This is a genomic window from Streptomyces sp. NPDC041122, assembly GCF_055592445.1.
On sequence record NZ_JBVIYQ010000012.1, the window covers coordinates 124,753 to 150,379 of the forward strand.

Genomic DNA, 25,627 nt, shown 5'->3' on the forward strand with positions numbered 1-25,627 from the left:
GATGCCCGCTCGTTTCCGCTCCGCCGATGCCACGATCGTCTGGCACGGCGTCGACGACGACACTCCGCCGGGCTACACCCTGGCCACCGGCACCGACAGCCTGGGTAACGGCTGGCTGTGGCTGTTCAAGGGCGACCAGCCGACCGACAAAGCGTTCGTTGGCTCGGTCGAGATTCCGACGAAGGCGGGCCGCATCCCGAGCGTCTACGGTCAGGGCGGCGGGTTCGTCGGACTGGCACCGAACACGAGGGACGCTCTGGCCAAGCTGGCGCAGCATGCCGAGGTGCTGGACACCTGAGCCCACCCCCGCCCCGTCACCAACCACATCCGCAAGCATCACGCCACCGAGGAGAGTTGAGATGCGATCCATGAATCAGATCCGCCGCGAGGCGATGGAGCAGTACGGCGATGCACCCGCCACTGCGGCCGAGGCACTGGCCCACGTCCTCGCCGTGTACGCCGACGAACCGGACGACCGCCTGATGATCGAGGCGACCAACAACATCTACGGCCAGGGCGTGCGCACCGGCCTCACCATGGGCGACCTCCGGGCGCTCACCGCCGAGAAGTGAGGAGACCGACCATGCCGGAGCAGCCGGCCGTTCAGCGGCTAGCGGCCATGCGGGAGAGCGTCGCGGACCTGGGCAGCCCCAAGCGGATGACCCGCGAGGAGTACGAGGAGAAGCGGCGTCGCCTGGAAGCGGACGCCGAGGACGCGAAGAAGACGTACATCCGCGCCAAGTCCGTGTACGACGGACTCTGCGACGAGCTGCGAAACCTGTGCGTCGACTGGAACGAGCAGCAGAAGGAGGCGAATCCGTGAGCTCCCTCAAGGCGGCCACCGACGTCCTGCGCGCCACGCTGGCCGCAGCGCAGGAGGAGCGTCCGAAGCGTCCCGACCTCGTCGACGGTCCGGACGGCCAGGAGTGCGAGTGGGCAACCTATGAGCGGTCCCGCATGCACGACACCGTCAACGCGATCCGCGCCGAGCGCGGCCTGCCCGCCATCCCCGCCGCCGCCATCGTGCGCGCCGAACGGCAAGCGGTCGGACACTCCGACTACAGCCGCAAGTTCGCGTTCTACTGCGCCGAACTCGCCGAGAAGTGAGGATGCCGACCGTGAGTACGTCCACCGAGCTGCGAGAGCAGGCCGCAGAGTTGGAGAGCCGGGTACCCCCTGTCACCGCCGGGCCTCGCACCGACGATGAGCGCATGTGGCTGGAGAAGGCTGCCGCCCTCCGTACCGAGGCCGACCAGCAGGAAGAGCGGGAGTGGGAGCGCACAGGGCTGATCTCGTGCTCGGACTGCGGAACCCTCGTCCGCACGAAGACGCTGGAGACCCTGCCCCCGCACAACTGCACTGAGCGGCAGCGCGCTAACCGCGGCACCAGAACGTGAGCGGCCCCCGCCTGCCGTTAACAGGCGGGGACCTCCCCGAACCCTACCGACTGCGCCCCGCTCTCACCCGAGGGTGGGGCACAGTCGTATCCGCATGTCACAGCCCGACCGCCCGCACTCCCCCGCCGGTCGCTTCTGCCCTACGGTGTCCCTCTAGCTCAACTCTGGGGGCACCCATGCGCGTTCGTACATCCGTAGCCACGGTGATCCTGCTCCTCGCGGCGCTCACCGCATGCAGCAGCGGAGACGGCGACCCCGACGAGAAGTCGGCCACCAAGGCGCCCGCGTCGAAATCGAAGGAGTCGAACGACGGGGACGGGGGCGGCGTCGACAAGACGCTGAAGCTCGGCGCGCCCGCGCAGACCACCGGCGACGGCGGGACCGGTGTCCTGCAGATCACACCCGACACCGTCGTGTACGTGAAGAAGACCGGCACAGAGTCCGCGAAGAACGGTGTCTTCGCCGTCGTCACGATGAAGGACAAGGCGATGACGGGGGCGCCGGCGGACGAGGTGGCCCCGATCAGCGGTGGGGGCTGGTCGTGGATCGCGCCGGACGGGGAGTCGATTGGCTTCGACAGCGGCAACTCGTCGAGTATCACCGTGGACAAGTACAACAACGCCGACCCGGTACAGCCGGGCACCTACCAGTGGCGGCTGCAAGCCTTTGACCTGACACCAGAGCAGGCACAGGAAGGCACGCTGATCTACGTGGACGGCGAGGAGACCGCCTACCGCTGGAAGATGCCCTCCGCCGACTCCGGGCCGCATGCTGCCGAGTTGAACAAGCAGCTGGCGGAGTAGACACACAGAAGAGCCCCACCCTCCCGAAGGAGGGTGGGGCTCAGTGCCAGGCGTCGGCAGCTACTCGGTCGGGCTTTCCGGGGGCGGGTCCGGTTCCAGGAAGAGGCCCTCGTAGGAGGGCTCCGGCTGCGGTTCGGCGAGACCGAGTCCGACGAGGGACGGCATGTCGCCTGCCGAGTCGTCGGTCCGGCGGTCCATGGGGCGCGGGTCGGGCATGTTCACACTCCAGTTCGATCGTATTCATGCACCAGAGGATGCAGGTCCGGGCCGGGACCAGTGCCACCACGACAGGAAACGCACCAGCAGCAGCAGGTCGACAGCCAGCAGGAAGCCCAGCGACACGGCTGCGTCGGGCCACCCGTCGTAGGGGCGCGGCATCCCTCCTCGCATGAGGATGAGGACGACGGAGCGCAGGAACCACAAAGCGGAAATGATCACCCAGCCTGATGCGTTCCAAGCTTCCGGCCGCAGCCAGGCCCGCGGCCTGTGCAGCAGGAGGAAGCCGAACGAAGTAGCCAGGCCAAGGCATAGAAGTGTCCATAGTGCAGCAGCAGTGACGGCAGGGTCTGGGCCGTTCATCGTTCGCCTCTCAGCACCTGCTCAATCCAGGTGTCGTACTCGTTCGCCATGTTGTGGAGGCGGAGACGGCCGGCCACTTCCCGGGACGCTTTGAGGCGGCTGCGGGAGGTGGCCAGTTCATCGTCTGCGCGGGCGGTGGACTCGGCGGCTTGATGCTGAGCGTTCTCCAAGGCGCGGCTGCGGCTACGTCGGCGGAACCACTTCACGTTGTTCCACCACCCGGCGGCAGTTGGGCGGGCTGGTGGCCAAGATGCCGGAGAAGCAACTCCGTCGTGTGGCTGGACTCGGTGGCCGCGTCCATCCGCTCGCGCTCGGCTTTGAGGGCGTCTTGGGTAGTGCGGTGCGCCAGCTGCTCCTGCTCGAACAAGGTTCGCCATGCCTGTGCGTCTTCCTGGGCTTTTACCAGTTCAGGCCGGGTGATGAGTACCCGCGTGAGCATGAGGATCACCAGGACGCCGGCAGGACCCCACTGGAGTATCTGCCGGGCGATTTCATCGGTCACGTGTTCGGGTCAGGTGCCTGCGGAGGCGAGCTGCTTGACCGGGCTGGACTGCTCCAGCTTGGTTGACGAGATCGGGGCGGTGACCTTCTCGCGCAGCCACAGGGTCAGGAGGGCGCCGATGGCGGCCATGACCTTGGACTGGTGGTCTGCGGACCAGTCGAGTCCGAGGCCGACACACAGGGCCATGGCGGCTTGCGCGAACTGAAGGAGCGCGGCGGCGACGGCACCGTTCTTCAGGACGATCGCGGTGATGACACCGACGGCCGCCGCGGACAGGGCGTTGATCGCGGTCTGGGTGCCGTCGGAGATGTCGACGCCGAACGCAGACAGGGCCTGGAGGGCGGCGGCGATGAAGCCGAGTATGTAGACGGGCTCGCGGCCGAAGAATCTCATGATCGTTCCGTTCTGTGGTTCATCGGGTGAGTGACAGGACGACGCCGATCACCGTGGCGACGGCGGCGATACCGGCCAGGAGGTACGCCCACCCGGCGGTCAAGCCCTGGCCGTGGCCCTCGCTCCGGTTGAGGCGGTCCGTGAGGTCCTGGATCCGCTCCGTGTTGCGGGAGATCGCCGCCTCTGCTTCCGTCCGGGTCATGAACTGCGTGGCCTGGTCGGACAAGGTCTGGCGGAACTCGTTGACGCCCTCGAACCTCTTGTCGTTGGCCAACTCCGCTTTGACCACGGCCTCTTTGGCGGCCAGCAGGGCTGCTTCGATGGCTTTCGTCTGCGCGTCGAACCGCTGCTGATATCGGAGGTCCCGCTCGTCGCCGATATCCGACAGGTGGACCATCAGCATTTCCGGTGTCCACCTGGGGCCGGTGCTGTCACCGCGGGAGTCAGCCATGTCGGGCCCGGGGCTACTTCCAGTACAAGCCGCGCAGGCGCGCGGTGGTGATGGTGATGGACCTCTGGTCGTCGGCTTCGATGGGCCAGTAGCAGGCTTCGAACCGCAGCTTCTCGGCGGCGGCGATAGATCCGGAGTTGTGGAAGTCCGCGAAGGTCGATCCGGCGGTCCCCTGGCGTTCGCTGAGTCCGGCTGTCCAGCGGGAGCCGTCGGTGCGGTAGTGGTAGAAGCGGCCCTGCAGCGTGGCGCCGTCGGGGAGTTCGGCGGTGAGCTGTGCCATGGCCTGGTAGGCGCTCGCCCCGGAGAGGAGGTCGGCGCCTTCGATGGGGATGGTGGTCCACTTGCCCGGTATCAGCGGGCGGTCTGCCGTCTCGTACCGGCCGAGCGTGTACGGCACTTCGTCCTCCTGCACGGGTGGGGTGGCGCCGCCCTTGGCGGCGGTGAGGATGGCGGCGATGGGGAAGGCTCCCGGGTCGCCGTGGTCGTTTTCGGGGACATGCTGGTGGCCGCAGTGCCCCTTGAAGTCCCGCCAGCGGCTGCCGCTCATGCGGGCGCTGGAGTTGCCGTAGCTGGAGGGGTACGCCTTGAACGTGAGGCCAGAGGAGAGTGGTACGCCGTGGCTCTGGTTGGCCCACTTCGCGAATGCGGCTAGGTCGCGGATCGCCCAGTCGGGCAGTTCCGGTGTGTAGAGGTGGGCGTATCCGGCGCGGCTCCACTTGGTGTGGGTGGCCGGGTCGCAGGTGCCGACGATCTCGATCTGGCAGGCATTGAGGGTGTTGGTCTCGACTCCACCGGCGCGGTTGACGAGGGCACGGGAGGAGACGTCGAATTCGAAGTGCTGGTACCAGACGAGTCGCTTCGCCGAGAAGTCCGGCTTCGCGGTGAAGTTGGGCGCTTCCGCTCCCCCGCCGTAGGACGGGAGGCTGGTGCCCTCGGTGGTGTGCCAGACGATGACGTTGGACTCCATCGCGGAGCCCGGATACTTGGAGCCGTACCAGTAGGTGGTGCTGGCTCCGGGGTAGCGCTGCGGACCGCTCTTGGCCACGATCGGCCCCCTTTCTAGTAGTCCCAGGTGGTGCCGACGAATTGGGCGTGTTCGAGGGCCCATGGCTCGTGGTGGTCGTGCCAGACTTCGACGCCGACGGGCTGGTTGGCCTGGCCGGCGAAGAACCACGACGTGGTTTCCCAGTTGCGGCCGGGGGTGGCGAGGTGGTCGGCGGCTCCTGTGTCGTCATGGATGCCGTGGGGGTCGCGGACGAAGCGGCTCATGAACTGCCGCGGCCTGGTGTCGCCGTCAGGGGTGGTGAGGGCGGCCCAGCGGAGGTTGCGGGCCCATAGGAAGTCCCCGTCGAACGGCGGCATGATCATGCTGAGTTGGCGGGCCATGGAGCGGTCGTTGCTGATGACCCGCTCGTAGGTGACGAGCGTCCACGTTTCCGGCGGGATGAGCTGCGGTTTGTCACGAAGGAGCTTGCAGACCGTAGCCATGGTGGCCTCCTCACAGGCTGCAGAAGGTTCCGTTGAAGCTGACCCACGGGGGTTGGATCTTCGGGTTGGCGGTCGACGTTGTGGTGCCGACGATCTGTATGCGGCCGTCGGTTCCGATGTCGAGTTTCACGGAGAGGACGTCAGAGTCGGTCGTCGAGCAGGCGCCGGTGATGGAGCGCAGCGATGAGGGGCGGGCGGCGGCGACCAGGGGCGTGTTGGTGACGAAGCCGCCGTTCGGGATGACCTTGGGACTCCCGCTGTAGGTGATGTTGACGGCGCCGCGCAGCATCAGCGTGTCCTCGCCGAAGAGGTTCACGATGCGGTACTGCAAGCTGCCGTTGCTGTTGCCGTTCTGGGTGAAGCCGGAGGCCAGCGACACGGTCGTCCACGCCTTGGTGCCGGAGCCGATCACCGACCAGGCGCTGCCGTCGTACACGGTGAGCAAGTCGACGTCCCGCAGCCACGCCACCATGCCCTCGACCGGGGCCGTGAGCACAGCGGACCGTTCGGAAGATGAGGCGAACCGCATGTTCGAGCGGGGCGCGACGGCATTGGCGATGTCACCGGCGAGCTTTCCCGCGTCCGGTGCGTCGGTGAGCGTGGCGATGCTGATGCCCTGCCCGTAGTCGTCTGTGGTGGGCATCAGACCTCCGGTACATCCGTGGACACCGACGCCGTGCGGCTGACCGTGACGGTGGTGGCACCTTCGAGACCTGAGGCTGCGCGTGCCAGCTGCCAGATGAGGGAGGGCATGGTGTCGTCTGTGACAGGCGAGTAGTCGCCTTCCCGCAGAGCGATATCGATCATGGATTCGCCGCCGTTCACGACGACGCGGTACGTGGCTGCAGCCATCAGGGCCCTTTCAGGTGAGCGGGTATCGGAAGCCCTTGAGGGCGAACCACAGCGTTTCGACGTCGCCCGCAGCTGCGGAGATGAGGGAGACGGTGCCGTCCGAGTCGAAGTCGACCTTGAGGCTGTGCACGACGGAGGTGCTCAGACTGACCCCGGTGATCGAGGTCGCGTTGCGTGGGGCGACGAACGACGCACGCGCAACGGGCCGGAACGTGGCGCCCAGTGCCGAGGACAGGATGTTGGCGGTCTGGGCGCCGCTCGCGCGGGTGGCGCCGCCGTCCCACTCCATCCACCAGCCGCCCTGCCAGTTGATGCGGCGGTAGCGGATGGGGCCGTTGTTGTTGCCCTGACTGCTGGTGTTGCCCTGCGTGTATCCGGTTCCGAGCGTCGGCGTGACCCACCCCGGGTCGCCGCTGCTGAGGCGGCCCATGGCGAGCCAGTTACCGTTGCTGGACTGGTCGACGCGGATCACGTCGCCGACGAGCGGCAGCGTGTACGTCTCCATCCGGCGAGCGGTGATTCCGTCGGTGGTGACGACGGTGCCGTCGCCGTTGACGGTCTGGACGGTGGCGAGCCGCCAGTCCGCGCCCCGCACGCTCGTCGCGGTGGAGCCGGCGGCCACGGCCTGCTGCTGGAGGGCGTCGGCGAGCTTGCGGACCGTCCCGAACGAGGAATCCACTAGCTGTCCTCCTTCGCGGCGATCGTCGTGATCGGGAAGTCGCCGCCGGTGTCCAGCGGCACAGCGAAGGACTGCACCTGGTGGAGCTCGCGGGTCCCGTCGGGGTGAATGACACGGATGACGTCGCCCGGCTCCAGGGCGGGGTTCGGGAGTGACGAAAAGTCGCCCGACGCATTCGGGGCCTTGCCTGCGGCCAGCTTCAGATTCGCGGCCTGCGCGCAGGCGTTGACGGTGGTGAGGGTCGACGAGCTGTAGAAGTCGGGCCGGCGCCCGTAGGGGCCGCCCCAGTACGTTGGCGAGTTGGTGTCGTCGTCCTTGGCGAGGTACTGCACCGGGGGCACGTTCTCTTCGGTGTTCTCACCGCGCGCCAGAACGCCGTTGGAGACCGTGTCGGAATTCATCGCTCGGCTGCCCTGCAGGTACACCCCGCCATCCCCGGCGGCGACTTCCCACACTGCGGGGGTGGTGAGGATGTCCGGGAGGCTGGCGATGACGAAGACGCCGTCGGCGTTGGTGTAGCACTCCGCGCCGGCCGCGGCGACGATCTCCTGGACGCCGGCCCATGGGTCGGCTTCGACGTCGAATGTCCTGGCGCCGATGGGTGCGTCGATGATCGTCGAGATGACGTCGGCATCCGGGAGGCTGCGCTTGATGAGGGCGGTGGCGGCGCCGACGACGGTACCCGTGGCCTTGTACGGCTCCACGAACTTATCGTCGGTGACACACGCCTCAAGGGATTTGCCCTGCAGGGTGACGGGCCCGTCGGTGGGGTCGCCGTCGACGCTGTCGAGGCGGAAAACGCCGAGCGGGACGAGTTCTTGGCTGCCGTCGCCGTAGGTGACCCCGCGGGCGATGCGTAGCCGGGATCCGTAGGTGGCGAGCTTGTCGGCAGGCGTGCGCGGGATGAGGCCGACGTCAGCTGTGGTCACACTGCAGGTGCGGCGGATCGTCTGACCGCGGTCGACGGGAACCGAGCCGCCAGTGTGCTCGAGCGTCACCACGGACCCGTCGGTCCTGAAGAGTTTCACCTCGGTGACGGGGATGTGGGATTCGGCGAGGCGCGGCAGGAACCTGCTGGTGACGGGGTACATGGTGTCACCCCGTCCGGCGGTCGAGGAGGAGGTCCTCCCAGGTCGCATAGGTGGCAGTCAGGGCGCCCCATGTGGCGAACTCGGACAGGATGTCCTGCCAGGTGCGGCCCGCAGACCCGCCGACGCCGGTGGTGACGGGCATGTCGGTCTCTACCAGCGGCAGCGTCCAGGCCCGCCAGGGCTCCATGGCGGTGCCGCCGACACGAGCTTCGGTGATCTGGGCGACGGTGATGTACATGTCGGAGACGCCCATGCCGGGGGCGGATTGCCACAGCAGTGCGTTCCCGGAGTCCAGGAGCCAGTGGAGTGCGGCGCGTTCGTCATCCGTGCGAGTCCAAAGCGTCAGGTCGCCTTCGAGCCCGCCGCGCAGTCCGGAGAGGGTGACGGCGTTGCGGCGCCCCTTGACCCGGTACACGGACTGCTCGATGGGCCGCTGCCAGTCCGGCGCCTTCGACACCATGACCTGCGTGTTCCGCTGCGGGTTTCCCGGGTCTTTGAGCCAGACCAGGTTGGGGTCGCCGGCGCTGATGGTGACCATTTGGGACATCCGGGTGGCAGCGGTAGTGGCCCCGTCGGGCCACACTTCGATCCGGTAGCGGACCGGCACGCCGAGGGGTGCCTCGTAGTCCTCGATGACCATCAGGTCCGATGTGATCAGGGTCTTGTCGAGGAGCCCCGCCGGGCCGCGCACGAGGGTGCGGGTACCGTCCGGCGCCTCACGGTAGACGCTGATCGACTGGCCGGCGGTGAGTTCCCGCAGCGTCAAGGTGATGCTGGCCGTCTCATCGACCACCTGCACGGCGGTGAGTGGCAGGGCCTTCCACAGGGCTGCCACGTCGACGTACATCGACGATGAGGTGGCTCCTGCGGTGAGGGTGAGCTCGATCGCTCCCTGCGTGGCGTTGGCGGGCGCACTGGCGTCGGTCGTCATCGCGTACCAGGACGCGCCGGGGAAGGTGTAGGTGGTGCCGCCGGTCGTCCCGAGGTCGTTGTTGGAGGCGTCGTACCAGCGGACCTTGATGTTGACGGTCCAGGAGCCTGCGCCGAGAGTGGCGAGGATCTGTGCCCGGTAGCTGGTGCCCACCCCGCCCGGGGCTGTGAAGCGTCCAGAGCGCACGACGCTGGCGGTGGCGGTCGCCGAGGTGACGGCCAGCGAGTAGGAGCCGTCGAAAGCGACTTGTCCCCACGGCGTGGAGCGGGCGATGGCCGCCACCCCGGAGGGGCGTGTCCAGCCGGCGGCGCCCTGCTCGAAGCTGCCGTCGGCATACGGGAGGATCGTCCCGGCCTGCAGGACGGGGGCGGCAGTGACGACGATGCCTTCGAGTCGCAACACCTGGCCTGCGGCTGCACCGTTGACGCCCGCCGCGACGCCGCAGGTCGCGGCGTTGGCTGGGGCGATGGCGGAGGCGCGCTGCCGATACCAGCCGGAGCCGGGGGTCGGCGAGACGAGGGTGGATCGGGTGGCGGAGATCTGGTTGCCGTTGGCGTCGTAGTAGCGGAGCTCAATCCAGCAGTCGGCCAGCAGCGTCGGGGGGTTGAGGTAGGCGTAGGCCAGGTAGTCGGTGCCCGGCGTGACGGCGGGCCGGTCGGTGGAGACCGCGGCGGCGTTGCCCGCACCGGTCGCGGTGACCGCGATGGTGTGGCCGCCCGCCAGATAGTTGTCGACCGCCCACGACGCCACCGGAACCTGCCGGGTGACGCCTGCGTTGACCTCGGCCGTCCACCCGGACGCATCGACCTCGGCGGACTCAGTGCCGAAGGCGAAGAGGTTGCCGACGGTTCTGATCGGCGATCCCAGATAGACGTTCTCCCAGTACTGGTTGACCAGTCCGGCAGCCGGGGTCGAGGACAGCAGAACTTGCGCCTGGGTGGCACCGGCTGGCGCTGTACCGGCCACGCCGACACGGTGCCAGCCGCTGGATGCTGCCGCGGTGGGCAGCGACCACGTCACCGAGATTTCGGCGCTGGCGGCGGACAGCCAGCGGATGCCGATCCGCTCAGGCACGACCCCGGCCGCGTCAGCGAACGTCTGGTAGACGGTGCCTGCGGTGACAGGGTAGGAGGAGACGGTGCGGGCCTGCATCTCTCCCGCCGCCACCGACTTGACGGCCAGGCAGCCGTCCCCGTTCCTCCCTCCGATGCCCTTGGCCAACGTGCAGTTGAGCTTGGATGTCCAGCCGCTGGTGTTCGGGTCGACGGACTCGGTGGTCTGGCTAAGGAGGTTTCCGGGGATCGGCATGTCTCACCTCCGGCCGGCGGTCAGCGTGGTGGCGAGTTCCGTCATCGTTTGCTGGACTTCGCCGCGGACGTGCCCGAGGAAGGCTCCGGAATCGAGGTACAGGTCGCCCTCGAACTGGCCGCCGCCCCCTCCGGACGGGGACATCGCCAGACTCGTCAACGCGCTCGCCTGCGTGGAAGTGAACACCGGCTCCGGCCGGCCCGTGCCGTTGTAGGCCAAGTTGAGGCCGGGCTCGAGGTAGCCGCCCTGGTCGTACCAGTGCGGGCTGCGCGACTGCCACATGGACCAGGCGCGGGCCGGCGACCCGTAGTCCTGGCGGCCCTTGATGTAGCCCAACCCCCACCGGATCTGCGTCTTGGCACTGGTACGCCAGTCCCTGCCGGCCGAGCGCATCTTGGAACCCGGGAGCGCCTGCGGGATGCCGTAGGCGTCGGACGACGGGTTGTCCGCATTCCAGCGCCAGCCGGATTCGTTGTGCCACAGCTTCTTGAGGGGCCCGAACTGGCCGGGCCCCCAGCCGTAGCGACCGAGGATGCTCTTCGCGTACTGCTGGGCGGCACCAACGGCGTTGGCACTGAAACCACCACTCGTCAGGTACGGCATCGGGTCGACCGCGCCGCCGTCCCGCCGGGCCTCCAAGTGAAGGTGCGAACCGGTCGTGTTGCCCGTCGCACCGACCCGGCCAATCTCTTCCCCGCCCAGGACCCGCGCACCACGGTGCGCGATGATCCGCGACATGTGCGCATAGAACGAGTCGAGACCACCACCGTGCCCGATGGTGAGGTGCTTGCCGTAGGGGCCGCCCGTACCGACCACGGAGACGCGGCCGTCATCGACGGCACGGATCTCGGTACCCGTCGCGGCGGGGAAGTCGAGGCCGGTGTGCCGGCCCGACGACCACATGCTGCCGCGGGCACCGAAACGCGTGCCGTAGGGGGCATCGACGGGCTTCTGCCAGAGACCGCCACCGTCACTGCCACCGCCGCCGAACATGTTCGACACCGCATTGACGAGCAGATCCTTCAGCCCGCCCACCATCTTCCCCGGAACCCGGCCGATCGCCTGACTCCACTGCCCGGCACCGGCCACCCCCTTGCCGACCTTCGACAAGATGGGCTTGACCAACCTCCCCCAGATCTTCGAAGGGTGGGCGATCAGGTCGGCGCCGGTCTTGACCCAGTCGATGCCCTTGCCGACGATGTCGCTGGTGGTGTCCTTCGTCCAGTCCCAGGCATCGCCGATCGGACCCAGGAACCCGCCCTTCGCCATCAGCTTCGTGCCCGCCGCGGCATGTAGCGCCTGCGCCCGGTTGCGGTATTTCGGATCAGTCGGGATCACGAATTCCGGATATCGGGGGTTTCCCTCGCCGACGATCGCGGTCGGCCGGTTGGTGACCATCGGGCGAGCGGGGTTCCACCCCGGCCCGACGGTGCCGCCTGAGGCGAGGAGGTCCGGCCCGGCGGGCAGCTTCTTAAGCCCGACGAACCCGGCAACCTTATCCCAAACCGCTTTAATTCCTCGGCGATATACCCATTTGATAACGAAGTTGACGGGCTCTTTGGTGATGCCCTTGATCTGCCCGAACGCCTTGCCGATCGCGGTCTTCGCCCTGTCGAACGCCCTCCCGACGAGCCGTACCGCTTCCTTGATCTTGTCGAAGGCCGGCTTCAAACCCTTGTGGTACAGCCACGACGCGCGGTCGGCGATCCACCCGAACGTCGGCCTGATGGCCGAGCGGTACAGCCACGTCGCCGTGCTGCCGATACCGTGCAGGGCCGGACGGAGAGCGGTCTGGTACAGCCACCTCCCGATCCTGCCGACGAACCGGAACGCGGCAGCGATCCCGTCCATCGCGGGCTTGATCGCCACCCGGTACAGCCAGCGGCCCGCCGCGGCGATCCCATTGAACGCAGGCCTGATCGCCTTCTCGTACAGCCAGCGCGCGAGAGCACCGATGCCCCTCAATGCCGGACCGATCGCGACCTTCCACAGCCACTTCCCGACTGCCGCAACCAGCCGGAATGCGATCACCAGCGGTGCGATGAGGACGACCAAAATGATCGCGATCAAGATGCGCGCGGCCAGAGAGATCCCATTGAACGCAGGCTTGATCGCGTTGCGCCACAGCCACATCGCGATGCGGCCGACCCAGTGGACGGCGCGCACGATCCCATCGAACGTCGGCTTCAGAATGCTGTTCCAGGCGAACAACGCCGCCACTTGGATGCCGTGCCACGCTGCCTGGACGGCCGCGCGGAACCAGCCGAAGTTCTTGTAGGCGTAAACGACTGCGGCGACGAGTGCGACGATCCCAAGAATGATCAGCGTGATCGGGTTCGCGTCCAGGACCAAGTTGAAAAGGAACATCGCGAGGGTCCACAGCTTCGTCGCGAAGTACGCCAAGTACATGCCCTGGATCAGCCACGGCAGGTTCACGGCGATCGACGCAATACCGCGCGCCAGCGCGCCCAGCACCTCCAGCACAGGGCCGGACAGCGGAGACAGGGCCCTCGACACCTCGAAGAAGGCGCTCGACATGTCGCCGATGGTCTTGGCCACCAACGGCCCGTTCTTTGCCGCGTAGTCGAGGAAGCGCTCGAATGCCGGCGAGCCCTTCAGGCTGGTGCCCCAATCAGCGAAGCGGCCGGTGATGGCCTGCATCCGCGCCGAGATAGAGTCCATATGCGGCAGGAAGGCCTGAATGATGCCGCCCATCCCCTTGAACAGGTTCCCGAAGGCGACACCCAGCCCGATGATCGCGGGGCGCGTGGCCCCGGCAAGATCGGTCTTGAATTCCTTCCAGCCCTCAGACTTGAAACCGCGCGAGGCGCGGTCCTGGAGCTCGCCGATCGCCTTCGCCGCGGCGAGCACGAACGGCGTCAGGCCCGGCAAGCTGTTCTTCAGCCCGTTCAGGGCACGCGTGAAGATGGGCATAACGGCGGGCTGGAGACTCTTGGACCAGGCGCCGAAAGCCCCCTTCAGCGCGACGAACGCATCAAAGGTCTGCCGGGCCGCGGGCGTCAGCTTCGCCAGCGCTGCCTGGTACTTGGCCTGCGCCACGGCAGCCTGATCGACGCCTCCGGCCGCCTGCTGCGACGCGGAGGCAATCTGACGCTGGGCAGAGGCAATGGAATCGGCTGCCGACTGCTGCGCGGCCACCAGAGACTCCTGGGCGCGCGCCACCGAACGCGCGCCGTCCTCCTGCACCTTCGTAACGTTGCGCTGGCTCTCGGCGACCTTTTCCTGAGCTGCGGCAATGTCCTGCTGGCCTTGGATCTGCTGGCGGGCCGCCTCAACACGCGTCTTACCGAGGGCTTTCTGCTGCTCGGACACCCCGCGCTCGGCAGCGGCCAGCCGCTCCTGGGCGCTCCGAACCGTTTCAGAGCCCTCAACCCCGGCCTTGTCGGCGGCCTTCTTCTCGCCGGTCAATGCCTTCGTCTCAGCCTGCTGCTCACGGAGACGCTGCACGGCCTGGTCATACGAGAGCTGCGCACGCTGCTGCTCCAGTGCCGTCGCTTTCGACCCGGCAGCCTGCGTCGCCCTGAGCCGGGCACGGGCTTCCTGCACCGACAGGACCGCATCCCGTTCCGACAACTGGGCATCCGCAAGCCGGCTCGACAGCTCAGCCAGCTCCGCGACGGCATCCTTGCGGGCCTGAGTGAGATCCTGCTGAGCCTGCCGTGCCGTGCGCTGAGCATCAGCGAGAGACTGCTCGGCCTGCGCAACACGCTCAGCGGCATCCCGCTGCCGGTCCGCAGCCTGCTGAACCGCATCGGCCAGCGACTGCTTCGCGGCCTTGACCTGCTGGGAAGCCTGCCGATTCGCCTCCGCTGACGAACGCACAGCGTCGCCGACGGCTTGCTCCGCCTGTCCGATCTGCCGGGCCGCATTGCGGTGCGCCGATGCCAGCGACTGCTGCGCGCCGGCCAACTGCAGGGCCTTCGACGCGCCCTGACCGGCAGCCTGCCCGCCCTTGATGGATGCGGTGGCCGCAGCGTCCTGGGCGGCCTTCTGTGCCTGCAGCGCCCCCGCGATGCCGACGAACGCGGGGATAGCGACGGCTGCGAGCGCACCGACGCCGACGCCGGCGGTAACAGCCGCCGCAGCGATGGCGCCCATGCCTGCGGCCAGGATCGGGATAGCAGGGATCACTGCTACCGACCCGAGGGCCACCGTCAACTGGAAGATCGCGCTCAGCGCCTGCGTGTTGCTGACGTTGAAGCGGATCGTCTTCCGCTCGTCGACCGCAGCAATCGCAGCTCGGACAGCAGCCAGCTGCGATAGCGCAGACGCGGTGTCCGCCCTGACCTGGACGTTCGGGTGCTTGGCGCCCAAGCGCGTCAGGTCCGCCTCAATCTGCTTGATCTCAGCCTTTGCCGCAGCCGCGTCGATGTCGATGCCGATGCGCTTGCTCGACAGGCGCTCCATGCGGGCGCGCAGCTCCTGCAGCTCGGCGTCCGCCTCCGAGGTGTTGGCGTCGATCTGGAGCTTCGGCAGCGACCGGAACGCCGCTTCGAGGCGGGTCTTCAGCGCGCGGGAGAAGGCGCCTGCCGTCTCGTCTCCCTGGCGGACAGCCGCAGGGCGAGCGTTACGCCCGCCCTGGGTGACGCCGTCACGGATCGCGTCCCGCAACGACGAGGTGATGCGGGCAGCGATCTGCTGCCCGATCTGCTCACCGATCCGCAGCCCGACATCGCCGACCTGTGCCTGCATCGCCGGACCGAAACTCCGGCCGGCGGCGTTGCCCGCGTCTTCACCAGCGCGGGTCGCAGCGGGTACGAGTCCGGCACGGAGCCGGGAGTAGATGCCCTGTGTGTTCGGGATGACATCGACTTCGACACTGCCGACCTGGATCGCCACGAGGAGGCCTCCCCTCGTAGCGCTATGCAGCGCCCCCGTTGATCAGTTGGAAGAGACGCTCGCGGGCCGCATCGGTAATCTTCGGTTTGGGTTTGCGCGGCTTCGCGCCAGGCCTCGCGGTGGGCTCGGGCAGCTCCGGCCGGTCGCGTTTGTGCTCGACGTTGGCGCAGATCGTCACGTACTCAAGACGCTTCACAGCGTCGAGAACCGACGCCGTCAGCTGCTCCAGCTGGCTCCAGCGTCCCCGCTCCGGCTCGCCCTGCTCGGCCTGCTCGGTGAGCTCCTCATCGGTGAGCTCGTTGCGCAGCGCGGTCATCGTGGACGACTCGGGCGGCAGGTGCTGGATCAGGACCCGCAGCTGCCGCCACGTCATCGCCCCGCGGTGCACGTCAAGGACGTCTCGCTGGTAGTAGCGCCAGAGATCGGCCTCTACCGCTTCCGCGTGCGCCTCGTAGACCTGTTGGGTCCACGCGATTTTCCCTGGCTCTCGCCGGACTTGGCCATCGCGTCCTCGACGAAGGCTTCGAACTCGTCGTTCGTCGGGTCGACGTCGAAGTAGAGCTCAAGGTCCTCGGGGTGGACAATGGCCTCAGCGAAGGCCTCGAAAAGCCCCTGGCGGAGGTACCCCTGCCAGGACTGCCGCCAGGCGCCGGGCGGCACCACGCGGATTTCCTCATCGGCGAGGAGAGCCGTCACGAAGTGGCTTTCCGCTTCAGCTGCCTGCGCCGCAGCGGCGTCATCGTCTTCGAATTCCTCTTCTGGCTCGGCTTCCCGAGTGGCAGGCGCGGCCTGGCGGGGCGGGCGGGTGGTGGTCTTCTTGCGGGCGGTTGCGGTCCTGGCGTTGGCAGCCATGGCGCGGGCCTCCTTCATCTATGGCGCGGGCAGGGCAGAGGTGGACGGGCCGGGCCCGCGCCGGCTGGCATAACAGCCCGTCCACCAGTCAGAGGGGTTGGATCAGGAGCCGGTGTAGTCGGGCGTCGCCGGGACCTTGTCGCTGTGGTAGACCGTGTTGCCTTCGTCGTCCGGGTAGGCGGTCACCGTGATCTCGTAGGCGCTCATTTCGTCCTGCTTGAACGTCACGTCGCTGCGGTCGGAGACTTCGCCCTGGGGGACGTAGAAGCCCTTCGCGGTGTCTCCGTCCATGACGAGGAACCACCAGGCGCGACGGTCCGGCACCGGGCTCGCGGTCTCCGCGAAGCTCGTGATGCCGCCCACGGGCTCAAGTTCCGCGGCGGGAAGCCGGTACATGATGCTCTGGACGGCGACACGGGCCGTCTCCCAGAGCGTGACCTTGAACGTGCGCACTGACTTCGTGATCTGTGTGCGGAACGGCGACGTGAGACCCCAGGGGGTGAACTCCTGGCTGTCCTCGTCGAAGCCGTAGGTGAGGCCGTCGTCCGAGATGGCGCCGAGCGGCTCCCAGGGCGCGACCGGCTGGACCAGCGGCGAGGCGGGCGCCGTGGTTCCGGTATCGGCCGTCCAGCCTCCCCCGTTGGCACCGATCACGGTGAGGTCCGCTGCGCGGGTGATGTTGACCATCAGTTGTCTCCAGACATGCGTGAAGCCCGCGCACGGGCGGGATTAGGGGGTCCGGCGCGGGCCCGCAAACGGTCAGGAGACCGGGTGGCTGTACATCTGGTAGGTGGCGCCGACACGGCGCAGGGAGGTGTTCTCATACGGCCGGGCTGCAGGGCGGGCGACCGTCGAGACCGACCCGACAACCGCCGTGCTCGTGGCCGTACCGCGCAGCCCCGTCAGCAACAGGCCATGCACGCGTGTAGCGAGCGCGGCAGCTTCCTGCCGGGTGGCGGCGTAGGTGTTGATGTCGACGAGGGCGCGGTCGAGCCGGAACCCGTCGTCGCCGCCACCCACGACCTCGACCTGCACCGTGGGCAGTTCATCGAGGAGGTTGTTGTCCAGCTCGTCGCGCACCAGCGCGTCAGCGGCCAGACGAGCCTGCAGCCAGCCGATGACCAGCAGCTCGACATCGACGGAGCCGACAGCGGCCATCAGCGACCACCTGCCTGCGAGGCGCGCAGAAGCACGTGGTGTGCCGGAGTGCGTTCCGATCCGTACTCCACCCAGCGGGCGTAGTAGGACGTGTTGCTGACGGTGGCGATAGCGCGATCCCGTCGCCGGCCACCCCGCAGCGTGCTGGTCACGTGGAAGCTCGACTTGTAGTGCCCGGGATGCGGGTCCCCGGGGCCGCCCACGGGAGCGATCGACTCGGCCACAGACTTGATGAGTTCGCCACGGCGCACCATCTCGCCACGGACCATCTCAGAGCGCAGCACCTGTCCCACACCCCTCCGGGACATCTTGAACCGCGCAGCAGCCATTGCCCCTCCTCAGCCCGTAACCCGGTCCGCGGCAAACTGCACGGGCCCACGAGTGCCGGAGAACGGACTCCGGCCCCAGTCGCCCGGCTCGCCGGTGATGTCGCAGGTCACGCCGCGAATCCGCACCTTGTCGCTGGTGCGCCAGTCGGAGCCCGCAGGCGCATACACGGTGAATCCGACAATGACGGTGTCCCTCGCCTGCTGCTCGTCCCCGCCGACCTGCGGCGCCGCCTGACGAGGCGCCACCACGCAGCCCGACACGGCCATCTCCAGCAGCGGTCCGGGGATCGGCTGCCCCCGCGGGTCCCGGCCCGGCGACGGCCCGCGCCGAAGGCGGACCACCGTCTCCCCGTAGGGGTAGGGGCCCGGCATCAGGGGTACCCCCAGCCCGGCTCGAACTCGTCCGCGAACCCGGCATCATCAAGCGGCCACGTCGGCGACGGGTCGGCCGCCTCCGGTGTGGGGTCGACGGTGAAAGCGCCGCCGCGGCCCGCCAGAGACTTGAGGGCCGACTTGTCGGCCTTGGTCAGATACAGGCCGCCCGAACCCGTCGGTCGCTGCACCGACATCGGGCCGATCGTCTCGTAAGACACCTGCTGCGGATTGGTGTAGGCCCGGCCAGCGACCGACAGGACTACAGCCTCGGCGCCCTCCGGAAGTGGCTTGACCACCGTCTGGCACAGGTTGACGGCCTGCCGGATCAACAGCGCCGCCCGGTCCCCGCCGATCTCGCTCAGGTCCAGGTACAGACCCAGATCCTCGGCTGTCGGCATCTCGAACGCCACGGGAGCCTCCTAGGCGGGCAGGGCTTCCACAGCGGCACACCATGCGGCCAGATCCGCCGCCGGATCGAGCTCTGCGGAACGGGCCATGGCGCGTTTCGACGCCAGCCGGTACTCGGCAGGCGTCTCCAGCTTCCGCAGGACCGCCTCCCAGCCGTCCAAATCCTGCCGCTCCAGGAAGACCCCACCCTCGGCCAGCGACTCACACAGGCCCGGCGTCGGATGCGCCAGGACGGGGATACCGCTCGCCAACGCTTCCACGCCGGCACGGCCCCACGACTCGTAGAACGACGGCATCAGCAGCACCTTCGTGCGGCTGTACACCGCCTCCCGCATCTCGTGACCGCACACCTGCTCAACGACCTCGACGTTCGGCAGGTCCGAGTAGTCGGTCTGCGCGCCATAGGCGCCCATCACTGCCAGGAACTTCCGGTCCGGCATACGCTTCGCCAGATCGTGGAACAGGACGCCGCCCTTGTCGGGATTCGTGTTGACCAGCGTGATCCGATCGCCCGGCTTCGTCGCATAGTCCTCGGCGAACACCGGAGGCCGGACGATCAGTGAAGCCCCAGGCCGGATCGACTTCGGGTACTCGGCGAAGAACACTTCGGCTTCCCGCTGCATCCACTGCGAGTTGTACACCGCCAACGCAGTCCCACCGGACGCCATGTCCCTGAACGTCGGCGTGAACGTGTTGTGGCAGATCGCCACGAACGGCTTCCCGTAGCCGTGGGCCAGAGCCGCCGTCGGTTTCACGTTCTCCAGATGCGACACCAGGACACTCGCCCGGCGGACAGCGGTAGCGAAGTCGAGGCGCGACTCCAGAGGGATCACCTTCACGCCGTCCAGCGCATACGGCTCGTGGTCCTCCCCGTACCTGGACAACCACACCGTGACGTCGTGTCCGCGCTCGACGAGAGCACGGAACATGCTCCAGGCCATCCACTCCGCCCCCGCGTTGTGCCGGGGCGGTGCGGCGTGCAGCCGGGCGACGACCTGCATCGTCCGGCCGCTCTTCCCGCCGCTGCGGGCCTCGGTCACGACCCGTAGGCCGGGGTGCCGGTGTACTTCACGAACGCGGACGAGTCGCCCTGCACGTAGCCGTAGTAGGCCTCCGCGAGGATCAGCACCAGGTTCTCCTGGAACGCCGAGTGGACGCCGCCGTCCTCGTCGATGTACGTGGCCTCCTTGGAGATCCGCACGGTGATGTCCATACCGACGCCGTAGGCAGCCTGCGACCAGTCGCCGCCGATCGCCCGCAGACCGGAGTCCGAGCTGGTGGACTGCCGGCGCTGCTTGCCCGACACCGAACGGGAGTAGGCGAGCGGCTCCCCGATCAGCGTGCCAGCCGCGGCCATGTCCGTGCCCGGGGTCTGCGTGTCGACCAGGATCGGACGGCCCGTCGTGTCCGTCGCCAGCAGCAGCTTCGGCTTCAGCCGGTGGTCGGCGACGGTCCCCGTGTAGTCGAAGTCATCGTCGATGACCTTCTCCATGCCCTTGACCAGGTCGGCCCAGATCCCGCCCGTGGACTGCGACGACGTGCCGAGAACCACCGAGTTGGTGGTCATCGCCAGGTAGTCGGAGAACGGACCGGCCGCACCCTTCATGGTCAGGCCGTGGATCGCCGCATGGTCGAAGGCTCGGGCGAAGGCGGTCGGCAGGTCACGCTGGAGCTGCGTGTACAGGCCGCCCGCGTTGGTCATCGCGACCTCTTCGGCGACCGGGATGAGCACGGCGAGCTTCTTCGCCGTCATCTGCTTGATGCCGACCGAAGAGCTCGACAGGGGCTTCTTCTGCGCCTGACCCACCCAGTCGGCCTGCGGCACATCCATGGGGATCGGCACGGACGTCGTCGCGTCGATCGCCAGCGGCGCCGGACGCGCGAGCGTCATCACCGCGGACTGCTCGACAGACTTCTCGAAGATCGGCGCCGTGATGGTGCGCGGCAGAAGTGAGGCGTTGACATCGGACAACTTCAGTGGGGCCGTAGCCACCATGGTCTACTCGCTTTCAGCAGCTACTTGAGCTGCGCATGAAGCCACCCGGAGAACTCGTCTTCGGGGGTGAGGGGGCGTGTCTTGTTGGCACTGGATGCCTGAGTGCGATCCGGTGCGGGACGCCGCGGGCCCTCCGGGGGCTGGGCCTTCGCCCAGTGCGGCTTGCGCTCCAAAAGCGCCTGGAGGTCGGCCTCTATGGCCGCCTCGTCGATGTCGCCGTCAGAGTCGATGTACGAGCCGAGGTCGAGTTCGCCGAACGCGTCAGCAGGATCGGCGAACGCCGCCCGGCCTTCCGTGGCGATGCCAGCGAGGGCCTGCACCTGGGAGCGGACAAGCCGCTGCCGGGTCTTGGAGATCTGCTCCTGCGCCGCGGCCAGCTGGTCGTTGAGGCGCTCGGACTCCGACTTCTCGGAGTCCTTGATGCGCTGCAGTTCGGCAGCCTTCGGCTCCAACTCCTTCAGGCGCAGCCGTAGGTTCTTCGCCTCCTGGTTCGCCTTCCGGATCTTCGCCTCGGCCTGCTTCCGGTCGAACGGCTTCTCCTCGACCTCGGTATCCGCCTCCGGGGCGTCCTCCGCGGTCTCAGCGGTGCCGCTCTCCTCGGTCGCCGTCTCCTCGACGGCCTCCTCGGTGCCGGCCTCGGGCTGCTGCTCGCTGGTCTGCTCGGTCTCTTCAGGCATGACGGATCGGCCCTCCAGGGGCTGCGGAAAAGGGAAAGGCCGCCACCAGGGCGACCTCGATGAACGGATCAGTGCGGCTGTCAGCCGTGCTCAGCTATAGCCCGCCGGAACCGGCGGAGCTGATCGCCCGGATGGCCTTGGGCGAACTCGCGGTAGATGCGATCCCACTCCGCCGCATGCGGGGAGAGCTCGAACCGCTGCCCCCTGAAGACAGGGACGATCGCGCAGTGGCAGTTGTTGTGGAACTTTGCCACCGAAGCGTCTCCAGAGAAGCGCTCGTTGGCCTCCCGACCTGCGGTTTCTGCCGTGGCATAGACGGCCCCGCGGGACGCGAGGAGCTTGCAGAACGAGCAGCCTCCAAGGGCTGCCGCCCGCGCGTAGGCGACCGCCTGCGGGTCCCGCTTCACGGCCTCACGAAGGGTGGCCCGGCCAGGATCAAGGGCGAGCCTCTGTGTGACGCCGTCAGCCTTGGCCATCGCGGCTTCGAGCCGCACGTCGAGCGGCTCCAACTGAGCGAGCGTCGCGTCAGCCTCATCGCGCGGCCACAGGTCTTTGGTCGCCCACCGCAACGACACAGTCGCCTGCTCGTCCGGCGGCGGATCCGCGAGCGGCACCGTGAACGTGCCTGGCACGCCCGCCGCGTCCCGCTCGCCGTCGTAAAAGTCGGCGGCCAGCGTCGCGGACACATCCGAGTAGCGGGCAATGACCGCCAGTACAGCCTCGATCCATGTTGGCACCGTGGCCTGCAGCCGATTCGGGTTGATGAGACGCCGCACGCCGCGGAGATCCCGCAGCAGCAGAGTCGTCAGACCGGCCTGAGCCGCTCTCCACCGGGAGACGCCCGCACCGCTATCCGAGGTTGTCGATGCCAAGGTCGGCCTCCGACGGCTCAGCACTCGGCGGGGTGTCGCCGGTAGAGAGTTCAGCGAGACGGTCCATCAGCGCGCTGCTGCTGGCACGGCCGGCGCCGCGGCGGCGATCGGCTGCAATGCGCTGCCGCTGCGGCTCCGTGAACCCGGCCATCTCCAGAGCGACATCAGAGTCGGCGGGCAGGATCTCCGCCTGCACCAGCTTGACCGTCGCATCCACCTGAGCTGCAAGAGTCGGAGTCGCAGGGTTGCGCCACACAGTCTCGATCCGCCGAGCCTTGTCCGGCGGCGAGCCGCCACGCACCCACAGGGCGAGGCGCATTGCCTGCTGCCATCCGGCTCCGAAACGCCGGATGCGGCGCTCCGCCTTCTTGACCTGCCGATTGTCGGCGAAGCGGATAGCGTCCGCCGAGGCGGGGTTGTCGCTGGAGTAGCCGAGGACGTGCGGGGCCACCGACATCTGCGATGCCATGATCCGCGCATACAGGTCAACGATCTTCGTTTGGCCGGACGGGTCGTGCGCCGAGAACTGGCCCACCTCGGGAACATTCCCGTCCTCGTCCCGCTCCAGGGCCAGCATCCGGCCGATGTACGTCTCCCAGGCGCTCTTGGCGTTGCCCTCAGCGTCCTGGAAAGCCGACTCGGAGGCGCCGAGAATGTAGCGCTGCGGCGCCCCGAAGAACTCGGCCGCCACCTCGATGCCCATCAGGCGACGACACGCCGCATCCGTGATCGACATGACGTCCGGAGTGACCTCCGACTTCCCCACCCGGTCCGCGGTCCGCTGCCGGTTCGCCAGACGGACCACCGGCACGACACCCAGGCCGTGCATGTCGCGGTCAACGACCTCCCAGCCGCCCGAAGCGTTCGGCAGGCACATCACCGTCTGGTCCGGCAGGTAGAGGACCAGCATCCGCTCCTCAGAGCCCGACTCGATATAGCTGTCCGCAGCGCACTCCCGCAGTGCCGCAGTACCCATACGGAGACGGGCATCCCACAACAGCGTCATATCCAGCGGCGACTCGGCAGTGATCAGCGGAGGGCTGTCACTGTCAAAGCCTCCCGAACCGACCGCCAGATACTCCCGGCCATAGACCAGCGCATCCAGGTGGGCCAACGACGACTCGTCGAGCAGATCATTCGCGTCGACGATCTCATCCAGATCGGACGAGTCCGAACCGTCCGCCCACCGGAACGCCTCCAAATCTAGGCGCTCCTCCAGCGACTCGATGCCAACCCGCGGCCAACCGATCACCGTATGCAGGCTCTTGAGCTGCGGCGGAATACTGATCCCGAGATCCCGGACCAGCTGCTCACCGTTGAAGTAGGCATCCCGCAACTGCAGGGCCCAACGGTCACGCAGCATGTCCGCCCGCAACATGTTGATCAGAGCGAGTTCGTCGTCCGACAGATTCAGCAGCGGGAGATCGGGAATCGAGATCGTCACCGCAGCACCACCACCCGTCCCTTGCCGCGCACGGTGGAGCGCTTCTGATTCTTCGGACTGTTCAGCACGAGACGCCGCAGCATTCGGGCACCAACCATGCAGACGGCGAGGTCGATCTTCCGAGCGGACTCGCGGTGCTCCTTGCCGATCGTGATCCCCCACGCATTCGTCCGCCTACGGGCGTTGATCACATGGGTGCGCATCACCTTGTGGCCGTCGTGCACCAGCGTCCGCTGCAGCACATCCTCACGGGTGCGCTTCACCGCGTCCGTGAACGTCTCCTGATTACGGCGATCACGCATGTCCCAGCGCACCGCATGCGCCCTCGGCCCGGCCGCCACAGCCCGCAGCATCAGCTTCTTCGCGAACGCCTGCCCCCACCGGTCCAGGTAGGTGTCCCAATACATTTCGCCGTCATCGTCCTTGCCGGAACCCGGGTCGGCGTAGAACGCCAGCACCTTGAACCGGGCGAACGCATTCACGACGACACCGTCGACGTCCTCCCGCGGCACCTGATACGGGACGTAGCCCAGAGTCTCTGGTGAAGGCCAGTTCGGCGGCTTCTGCCACACGCCCAGCGTCGACACCAGACCGTCCGACATGCGGCAGGCCGCCAGGCCCGTCGCATCGTCGCTCTTGGAGCCGTCGAAGAAGAGGACAACCTCGTCGCCGTCCGCCAGCGCCAGATCGTCGCGCTTGCAGGCATCCCACTCGTAGCGGGCCAGCCACGCATCCTCGGCCGCGGCGACCTGGTTGTACCAAAAGCGCCTCGAGCGGGACGGCGGGTTACGGACGTCGAGGATCGACGCCTTCAACCGCTCAATGTCCAACCACGTCGAATCCCCGCGCACCGCCCGCAACGTCGGCTCGATCCACGCCTCCGTCAACTTCGCCTCAGGCGGAGCCTCCAGCGAGTCGTAGAACAGCCCCACGTCCACGGCGCGACCGGCCTCTGCGGCTTCGTAAGCGTCGCGGGTCCGCTCGGCAACCGAATCCTCGCCCGGCTCGAACGAGTTCGTAATGGCCAGCGTTCGTGACTGGCCGTCCGTCGACTTGGTGGCGTTACGCTCGATCACCGCCGACATTTCGTGGCCCGAGTTCGACTCCAGCCAGTGATGCGTCTCGTTGGGGTAGGTGGCCGTCGGCCGCCCGCCCTCCAACGCCCGAGGCGACGACGTCACTGCCTCGATCCGGGCCCGCCCCTTGTCGGCGTAGATGATCTCCTTGCCGAGGTCGATTCGGTACTCCTGTATCGCCCGTTTTGACAGCAGGCTAGGGAAGATCGTCATCGTGTTGCGGGTCTGATCCTGCGACACCGCCGCCATCTGCACCCACGCCACCGGATGCTGCGCACCAAGAGGCTGTCCCGGGGGAACGTCCCACTCGTTGCCCTCATCCGCGACCTTGTCGAAGCGGCACGGACCGACGAACTCGAAGGCGCCCCACGAGGCGACGACCGGGTCTTTTCCCCAGCCCTTCAACCTCTGGACCACGCCGTCGCGGTACAGGAACCGGTTCGTCACCGGGTCCATCGCGTACCACCACAAGGTCAGGCGAGCCTGCTCGGCCGTGTACCGCCACGGCTTCCCCGCATAGTGCTGCAGGTACGCCGCAGTCCAGGCCAGCGCATGCCAACCCAGCGTGTACTCCGGCAGCACGAACTTGCCGTCCGGACCACGCTTCCACGTCGGGCCAAGGACGAACGGCTCGACGACAGCGGGGACTTCCTCGTCAGCCACCGATCGACGAGCGGTAGTCGGCGATCGCAGTCACCGAAGCCGACACCTGCTTCGCCGCGGGCTTCCGCTCCAGCTCCATTCGCGCCCGCCGCCGGTCACCTTCCGTCGTCAGCAGCGACGCCATCACCGAGTTCAGGGCGGCCACCAACTGACCGTTCGGGCCGCGCTCCGACATCAGCACCTTCGACATCAGATCCGCGGCATACCGGGCAACCGCCCAGTCAGAGGGCTGATAAAACGCCGACTGCCCAGACTCCCGCAACGACAGATACCAGTCCGCGGCGATCGGATGCCACAACGGATCAGCATCAGGCAGCTCCGGCAGATCCAACGGCGGCCCAGAAGGGGCCTTCGTGACAGAGTCCTTCTCTTCCTTCGAGCGATGGCCCATGCGCTCCTCAGAGCGCTTACCGATAGGTCCACGAGCACCCATGAAGACCTCC

33 protein-coding genes are annotated in these 25,627 nt (G+C 67.8%); 6 read left to right on the top strand and 27 right to left on the bottom strand.

The window, feature by feature from the left end; translation table 11 throughout:
- Nucleotide 1: 1 nt before the first annotated feature.
- The 6 genes from ACZ6B8_RS35215 to ACZ6B8_RS35240 all read left to right on the top strand — a co-directional run bounded on the left by ACZ6B8_RS35215 (nt 2) and on the right by ACZ6B8_RS35240 (nt 2,200).
- A complete protein-coding gene (locus ACZ6B8_RS35215) occupies nt 2-298 on the top strand; it encodes a hypothetical protein (RefSeq protein WP_471609817.1) in 297 nt (98 codons plus the stop codon).
- Between the two features lie 61 nt (nt 299-359).
- On the top strand, nt 360-572 hold the full coding sequence (locus ACZ6B8_RS35220) for a hypothetical protein (RefSeq protein WP_471609818.1): 213 nt from the start codon (nt 360-362) through the stop codon (nt 570-572).
- Between the two features lie 11 nt (nt 573-583).
- Nucleotides 584-823: a hypothetical protein gene (locus ACZ6B8_RS35225; RefSeq protein WP_471609819.1), complete on the top strand. Its 240-nt coding sequence runs from the start codon at nt 584-586 to the stop codon at nt 821-823.
- Nucleotides 820-1,107 carry a hypothetical protein gene (locus ACZ6B8_RS35230; RefSeq protein ID WP_471609820.1) on the top strand — a complete coding sequence of 96 codons (288 nt, stop codon included), beginning with the start codon at nt 820-822 and terminating at the stop codon, nt 1,105-1,107. Before ACZ6B8_RS35225 ends, ACZ6B8_RS35230 begins: the two co-directional genes overlap by 4 nt.
- Nucleotides 1,108-1,118: 11 nt before the next feature.
- A complete protein-coding gene (locus tag ACZ6B8_RS35235) occupies nt 1,119-1,397 on the top strand; it encodes a hypothetical protein (protein ID WP_471609821.1) in 279 nt (92 codons plus the stop codon).
- Nucleotides 1,398-1,573: 176 nt separating this feature from the next.
- Nucleotides 1,574-2,200, top strand: a complete 627-nt coding sequence (locus ACZ6B8_RS35240) for a hypothetical protein (protein WP_471609822.1) — start codon at nt 1,574-1,576, stop codon at nt 2,198-2,200.
- Nucleotides 2,201-2,260: 60 nt separating this feature from the next.
- On the opposite strand, the gene ACZ6B8_RS35245 is transcribed toward ACZ6B8_RS35240, so the two are convergent.
- From ACZ6B8_RS35245 to ACZ6B8_RS35375, 27 genes are all read right to left on the bottom strand, one after another.
- On the bottom strand, nt 2,261-2,416 hold the full coding sequence (locus tag ACZ6B8_RS35245) for a hypothetical protein (protein WP_471609823.1): 156 nt from the start codon (nt 2,414-2,416) through the stop codon (nt 2,261-2,263).
- A 24-nt stretch (nt 2,417-2,440) separates the two neighbouring features.
- Complete coding sequence (locus ACZ6B8_RS35250; protein WP_471609824.1) at nt 2,441-2,779, bottom strand: hypothetical protein; 339 nt, start codon at nt 2,777-2,779, stop codon at nt 2,441-2,443.
- 202 nt (nt 2,780-2,981) lie between these two features.
- Nucleotides 2,982-3,281, bottom strand: coding sequence for a hypothetical protein (locus ACZ6B8_RS35255; RefSeq protein ID WP_471609825.1), 300 nt, complete (start codon nt 3,279-3,281; stop codon nt 2,982-2,984).
- Nucleotides 3,282-3,290: 9 nt separating this feature from the next.
- Complete coding sequence (locus tag ACZ6B8_RS35260; RefSeq protein WP_471609826.1) at nt 3,291-3,674, bottom strand: hypothetical protein; 384 nt, start codon at nt 3,672-3,674, stop codon at nt 3,291-3,293.
- A gap of 19 nt (nt 3,675-3,693) precedes the next feature.
- The gene (locus tag ACZ6B8_RS35265) at nt 3,694-4,077 is read right to left on the bottom strand and encodes a hypothetical protein (protein WP_471609827.1); all 384 of its coding nucleotides are present in this window, start codon (nt 4,075-4,077) and stop codon (nt 3,694-3,696) included.
- Nucleotides 4,078-4,138: 61 nt separating this feature from the next.
- A complete protein-coding gene (locus ACZ6B8_RS35270) occupies nt 4,139-5,170 on the bottom strand; it encodes a hypothetical protein (RefSeq protein WP_471609828.1) in 1,032 nt (343 codons plus the stop codon).
- A gap of 14 nt (nt 5,171-5,184) precedes the next feature.
- The gene (locus ACZ6B8_RS35275; protein ID WP_471609829.1) at nt 5,185-5,613 is read right to left on the bottom strand and encodes a hypothetical protein; all 429 of its coding nucleotides are present in this window, start codon (nt 5,611-5,613) and stop codon (nt 5,185-5,187) included.
- Nucleotides 5,614-5,623: 10 nt separating this feature from the next.
- Nucleotides 5,624-6,256 (bottom strand): hypothetical protein, encoded by a 633-nt coding sequence (locus ACZ6B8_RS35280; RefSeq protein WP_471609830.1) that lies wholly within the window; start codon nt 6,254-6,256, stop codon nt 5,624-5,626.
- Nucleotides 6,256-6,465 (bottom strand): hypothetical protein, encoded by a 210-nt coding sequence (locus tag ACZ6B8_RS35285; RefSeq protein WP_471609831.1) that lies wholly within the window; start codon nt 6,463-6,465, stop codon nt 6,256-6,258. The genes ACZ6B8_RS35280 and ACZ6B8_RS35285 overlap by 1 nt, the downstream gene beginning before the upstream one ends.
- 10 nt (nt 6,466-6,475) lie before the next feature.
- Nucleotides 6,476-7,144: a hypothetical protein gene (locus tag ACZ6B8_RS35290; RefSeq protein WP_471609832.1), complete on the bottom strand. Its 669-nt coding sequence runs from the start codon at nt 7,142-7,144 to the stop codon at nt 6,476-6,478.
- Nucleotides 7,144-8,235, bottom strand: a complete 1,092-nt coding sequence (locus ACZ6B8_RS35295) for a DUF5047 domain-containing protein (RefSeq protein ID WP_471609833.1) — start codon at nt 8,233-8,235, stop codon at nt 7,144-7,146. Before ACZ6B8_RS35295 ends, ACZ6B8_RS35290 begins: the two co-directional genes overlap by 1 nt.
- Nucleotides 8,236-8,239: 4 nt before the next feature.
- Nucleotides 8,240-10,474, bottom strand: coding sequence for a hypothetical protein (locus tag ACZ6B8_RS35300; RefSeq protein ID WP_471609834.1), 2,235 nt, complete (start codon nt 10,472-10,474; stop codon nt 8,240-8,242).
- Nucleotides 10,475-10,477: 3 nt separating this feature from the next.
- The gene (locus tag ACZ6B8_RS35305) at nt 10,478-15,334 is read right to left on the bottom strand and encodes an aggregation-promoting factor C-terminal-like domain-containing protein (RefSeq protein WP_471609835.1); all 4,857 of its coding nucleotides are present in this window, start codon (nt 15,332-15,334) and stop codon (nt 10,478-10,480) included.
- A 22-nt stretch (nt 15,335-15,356) separates the two neighbouring features.
- On the bottom strand, nt 15,357-15,707 hold the full coding sequence (locus ACZ6B8_RS35310; protein ID WP_471609836.1) for a hypothetical protein: 351 nt from the start codon (nt 15,705-15,707) through the stop codon (nt 15,357-15,359).
- A 56-nt stretch (nt 15,708-15,763) separates the two neighbouring features.
- Complete coding sequence (locus ACZ6B8_RS35315; protein ID WP_471609837.1) at nt 15,764-16,186, bottom strand: hypothetical protein; 423 nt, start codon at nt 16,184-16,186, stop codon at nt 15,764-15,766.
- A 102-nt stretch (nt 16,187-16,288) separates the two neighbouring features.
- A complete protein-coding gene (locus tag ACZ6B8_RS35320; RefSeq protein WP_471609838.1) occupies nt 16,289-16,873 on the bottom strand; it encodes a phage tail tube protein in 585 nt (194 codons plus the stop codon).
- Nucleotides 16,874-16,945: 72 nt separating this feature from the next.
- Nucleotides 16,946-17,344, bottom strand: coding sequence for a phage tail termination protein (locus tag ACZ6B8_RS35325; RefSeq protein ID WP_471609839.1), 399 nt, complete (start codon nt 17,342-17,344; stop codon nt 16,946-16,948).
- Complete coding sequence (locus ACZ6B8_RS35330) at nt 17,344-17,673, bottom strand: HK97 gp10 family phage protein (RefSeq protein ID WP_471609840.1); 330 nt, start codon at nt 17,671-17,673, stop codon at nt 17,344-17,346. Before ACZ6B8_RS35330 ends, ACZ6B8_RS35325 begins: the two co-directional genes overlap by 1 nt.
- A gap of 9 nt (nt 17,674-17,682) precedes the next feature.
- The gene (locus ACZ6B8_RS35335) at nt 17,683-18,045 is read right to left on the bottom strand and encodes a hypothetical protein (protein WP_471609841.1); all 363 of its coding nucleotides are present in this window, start codon (nt 18,043-18,045) and stop codon (nt 17,683-17,685) included.
- Entirely contained in the window at nt 18,045-18,458 is a 414-nt protein-coding gene (locus ACZ6B8_RS35340; RefSeq protein WP_471609842.1) for a hypothetical protein, read from the bottom strand. The genes ACZ6B8_RS35335 and ACZ6B8_RS35340 overlap by 1 nt, the downstream gene beginning before the upstream one ends.
- Before the next feature lie 9 nt (nt 18,459-18,467).
- Complete coding sequence (locus ACZ6B8_RS35345; protein ID WP_471609843.1) at nt 18,468-19,496, bottom strand: glycosyltransferase family 4 protein; 1,029 nt, start codon at nt 19,494-19,496, stop codon at nt 18,468-18,470.
- The gene (locus tag ACZ6B8_RS35350) at nt 19,493-20,428 is read right to left on the bottom strand and encodes a phage major capsid protein (protein ID WP_471609844.1); all 936 of its coding nucleotides are present in this window, start codon (nt 20,426-20,428) and stop codon (nt 19,493-19,495) included. Before ACZ6B8_RS35350 ends, ACZ6B8_RS35345 begins: the two co-directional genes overlap by 4 nt.
- Nucleotides 20,429-20,472: 44 nt before the next feature.
- Nucleotides 20,473-21,129, bottom strand: coding sequence for a hypothetical protein (locus tag ACZ6B8_RS35355; protein WP_471609845.1), 657 nt, complete (start codon nt 21,127-21,129; stop codon nt 20,473-20,475).
- Between the two features lie 80 nt (nt 21,130-21,209).
- Nucleotides 21,210-22,025, bottom strand: coding sequence for a VG15 protein (locus ACZ6B8_RS35360; RefSeq protein WP_471609846.1), 816 nt, complete (start codon nt 22,023-22,025; stop codon nt 21,210-21,212).
- On the bottom strand, nt 21,979-23,445 hold the full coding sequence (locus tag ACZ6B8_RS35365; RefSeq protein ID WP_471609847.1) for a phage portal protein: 1,467 nt from the start codon (nt 23,443-23,445) through the stop codon (nt 21,979-21,981). The genes ACZ6B8_RS35360 and ACZ6B8_RS35365 overlap by 47 nt, the downstream gene beginning before the upstream one ends.
- A complete protein-coding gene (locus ACZ6B8_RS35370) occupies nt 23,442-25,184 on the bottom strand; it encodes a terminase (protein ID WP_471609848.1) in 1,743 nt (580 codons plus the stop codon). The genes ACZ6B8_RS35365 and ACZ6B8_RS35370 overlap by 4 nt, the downstream gene beginning before the upstream one ends.
- A complete protein-coding gene (locus tag ACZ6B8_RS35375) occupies nt 25,177-25,617 on the bottom strand; it encodes a phage terminase small subunit (RefSeq protein ID WP_471609849.1) in 441 nt (146 codons plus the stop codon). Before ACZ6B8_RS35375 ends, ACZ6B8_RS35370 begins: the two co-directional genes overlap by 8 nt.
- Nucleotides 25,618-25,627 lie beyond the last annotated feature (10 nt).

Excerpts from the sequence above, each read along its gene's own strand:
- ACZ6B8_RS35220 (WP_471609818.1), top strand. The coding sequence starts at position 360 with ATGCGATCCATGAATCAGATCCGCCGCGAGGCGATGGAGCAGTACGGC.
- ACZ6B8_RS35245 (WP_471609823.1), bottom strand. The coding sequence starts at position 2,416 with ATGCCCGACCCGCGCCCCATGGACCGCCGGACCGACGACTCGGCAGGC.
- ACZ6B8_RS35315 (WP_471609837.1), bottom strand. The coding sequence starts at position 16,186 with ATGGCTGCCAACGCCAGGACCGCAACCGCCCGCAAGAAGACCACCACC.
- ACZ6B8_RS35375 (WP_471609849.1), bottom strand. The coding sequence starts at position 25,617 with ATGGGTGCTCGTGGACCTATCGGTAAGCGCTCTGAGGAGCGCATGGGC.
- ACZ6B8_RS35320 (WP_471609838.1), bottom strand. The coding sequence starts at position 16,873 with ATGGTCAACATCACCCGCGCAGCGGACCTCACCGTGATCGGTGCCAAC.
- ACZ6B8_RS35280 (WP_471609830.1), bottom strand. The coding sequence starts at position 6,256 with ATGCCCACCACAGACGACTACGGGCAGGGCATCAGCATCGCCACGCTC.
- ACZ6B8_RS35285 (WP_471609831.1), bottom strand. The coding sequence starts at position 6,465 with ATGGCTGCAGCCACGTACCGCGTCGTCGTGAACGGCGGCGAATCCATG.
- ACZ6B8_RS35330 (WP_471609840.1), bottom strand. The coding sequence starts at position 17,673 with ATGGCTGCTGCGCGGTTCAAGATGTCCCGGAGGGGTGTGGGACAGGTG.
- ACZ6B8_RS35240 (WP_471609822.1), top strand. The coding sequence starts at position 1,574 with ATGCGCGTTCGTACATCCGTAGCCACGGTGATCCTGCTCCTCGCGGCG.
- ACZ6B8_RS35215 (WP_471609817.1), top strand. The coding sequence starts at position 2 with ATGCCCGCTCGTTTCCGCTCCGCCGATGCCACGATCGTCTGGCACGGC.
- ACZ6B8_RS35260 (WP_471609826.1), bottom strand. The coding sequence starts at position 3,674 with ATGAGATTCTTCGGCCGCGAGCCCGTCTACATACTCGGCTTCATCGCC.
- ACZ6B8_RS35275 (WP_471609829.1), bottom strand. The coding sequence starts at position 5,613 with ATGGCTACGGTCTGCAAGCTCCTTCGTGACAAACCGCAGCTCATCCCG.
- ACZ6B8_RS35250 (WP_471609824.1), bottom strand. The coding sequence starts at position 2,779 with ATGAACGGCCCAGACCCTGCCGTCACTGCTGCTGCACTATGGACACTT.
- ACZ6B8_RS35335 (WP_471609841.1), bottom strand. The coding sequence starts at position 18,045 with ATGCCGGGCCCCTACCCCTACGGGGAGACGGTGGTCCGCCTTCGGCGC.
- ACZ6B8_RS35265 (WP_471609827.1), bottom strand. The coding sequence starts at position 4,077 with ATGCTGATGGTCCACCTGTCGGATATCGGCGACGAGCGGGACCTCCGA.
- ACZ6B8_RS35225 (WP_471609819.1), top strand. The coding sequence starts at position 584 with ATGCCGGAGCAGCCGGCCGTTCAGCGGCTAGCGGCCATGCGGGAGAGC.
- ACZ6B8_RS35310 (WP_471609836.1), bottom strand. The coding sequence starts at position 15,707 with ATGACGTGGCGGCAGCTGCGGGTCCTGATCCAGCACCTGCCGCCCGAG.
- ACZ6B8_RS35295 (WP_471609833.1), bottom strand. The coding sequence starts at position 8,235 with ATGTACCCCGTCACCAGCAGGTTCCTGCCGCGCCTCGCCGAATCCCAC.
- ACZ6B8_RS35355 (WP_471609845.1), bottom strand. The coding sequence starts at position 21,129 with ATGCCTGAAGAGACCGAGCAGACCAGCGAGCAGCAGCCCGAGGCCGGC.
- ACZ6B8_RS35325 (WP_471609839.1), bottom strand. The coding sequence starts at position 17,344 with ATGGCCGCTGTCGGCTCCGTCGATGTCGAGCTGCTGGTCATCGGCTGG.
- ACZ6B8_RS35300 (WP_471609834.1), bottom strand. The coding sequence starts at position 10,474 with ATGCCGATCCCCGGAAACCTCCTTAGCCAGACCACCGAGTCCGTCGAC.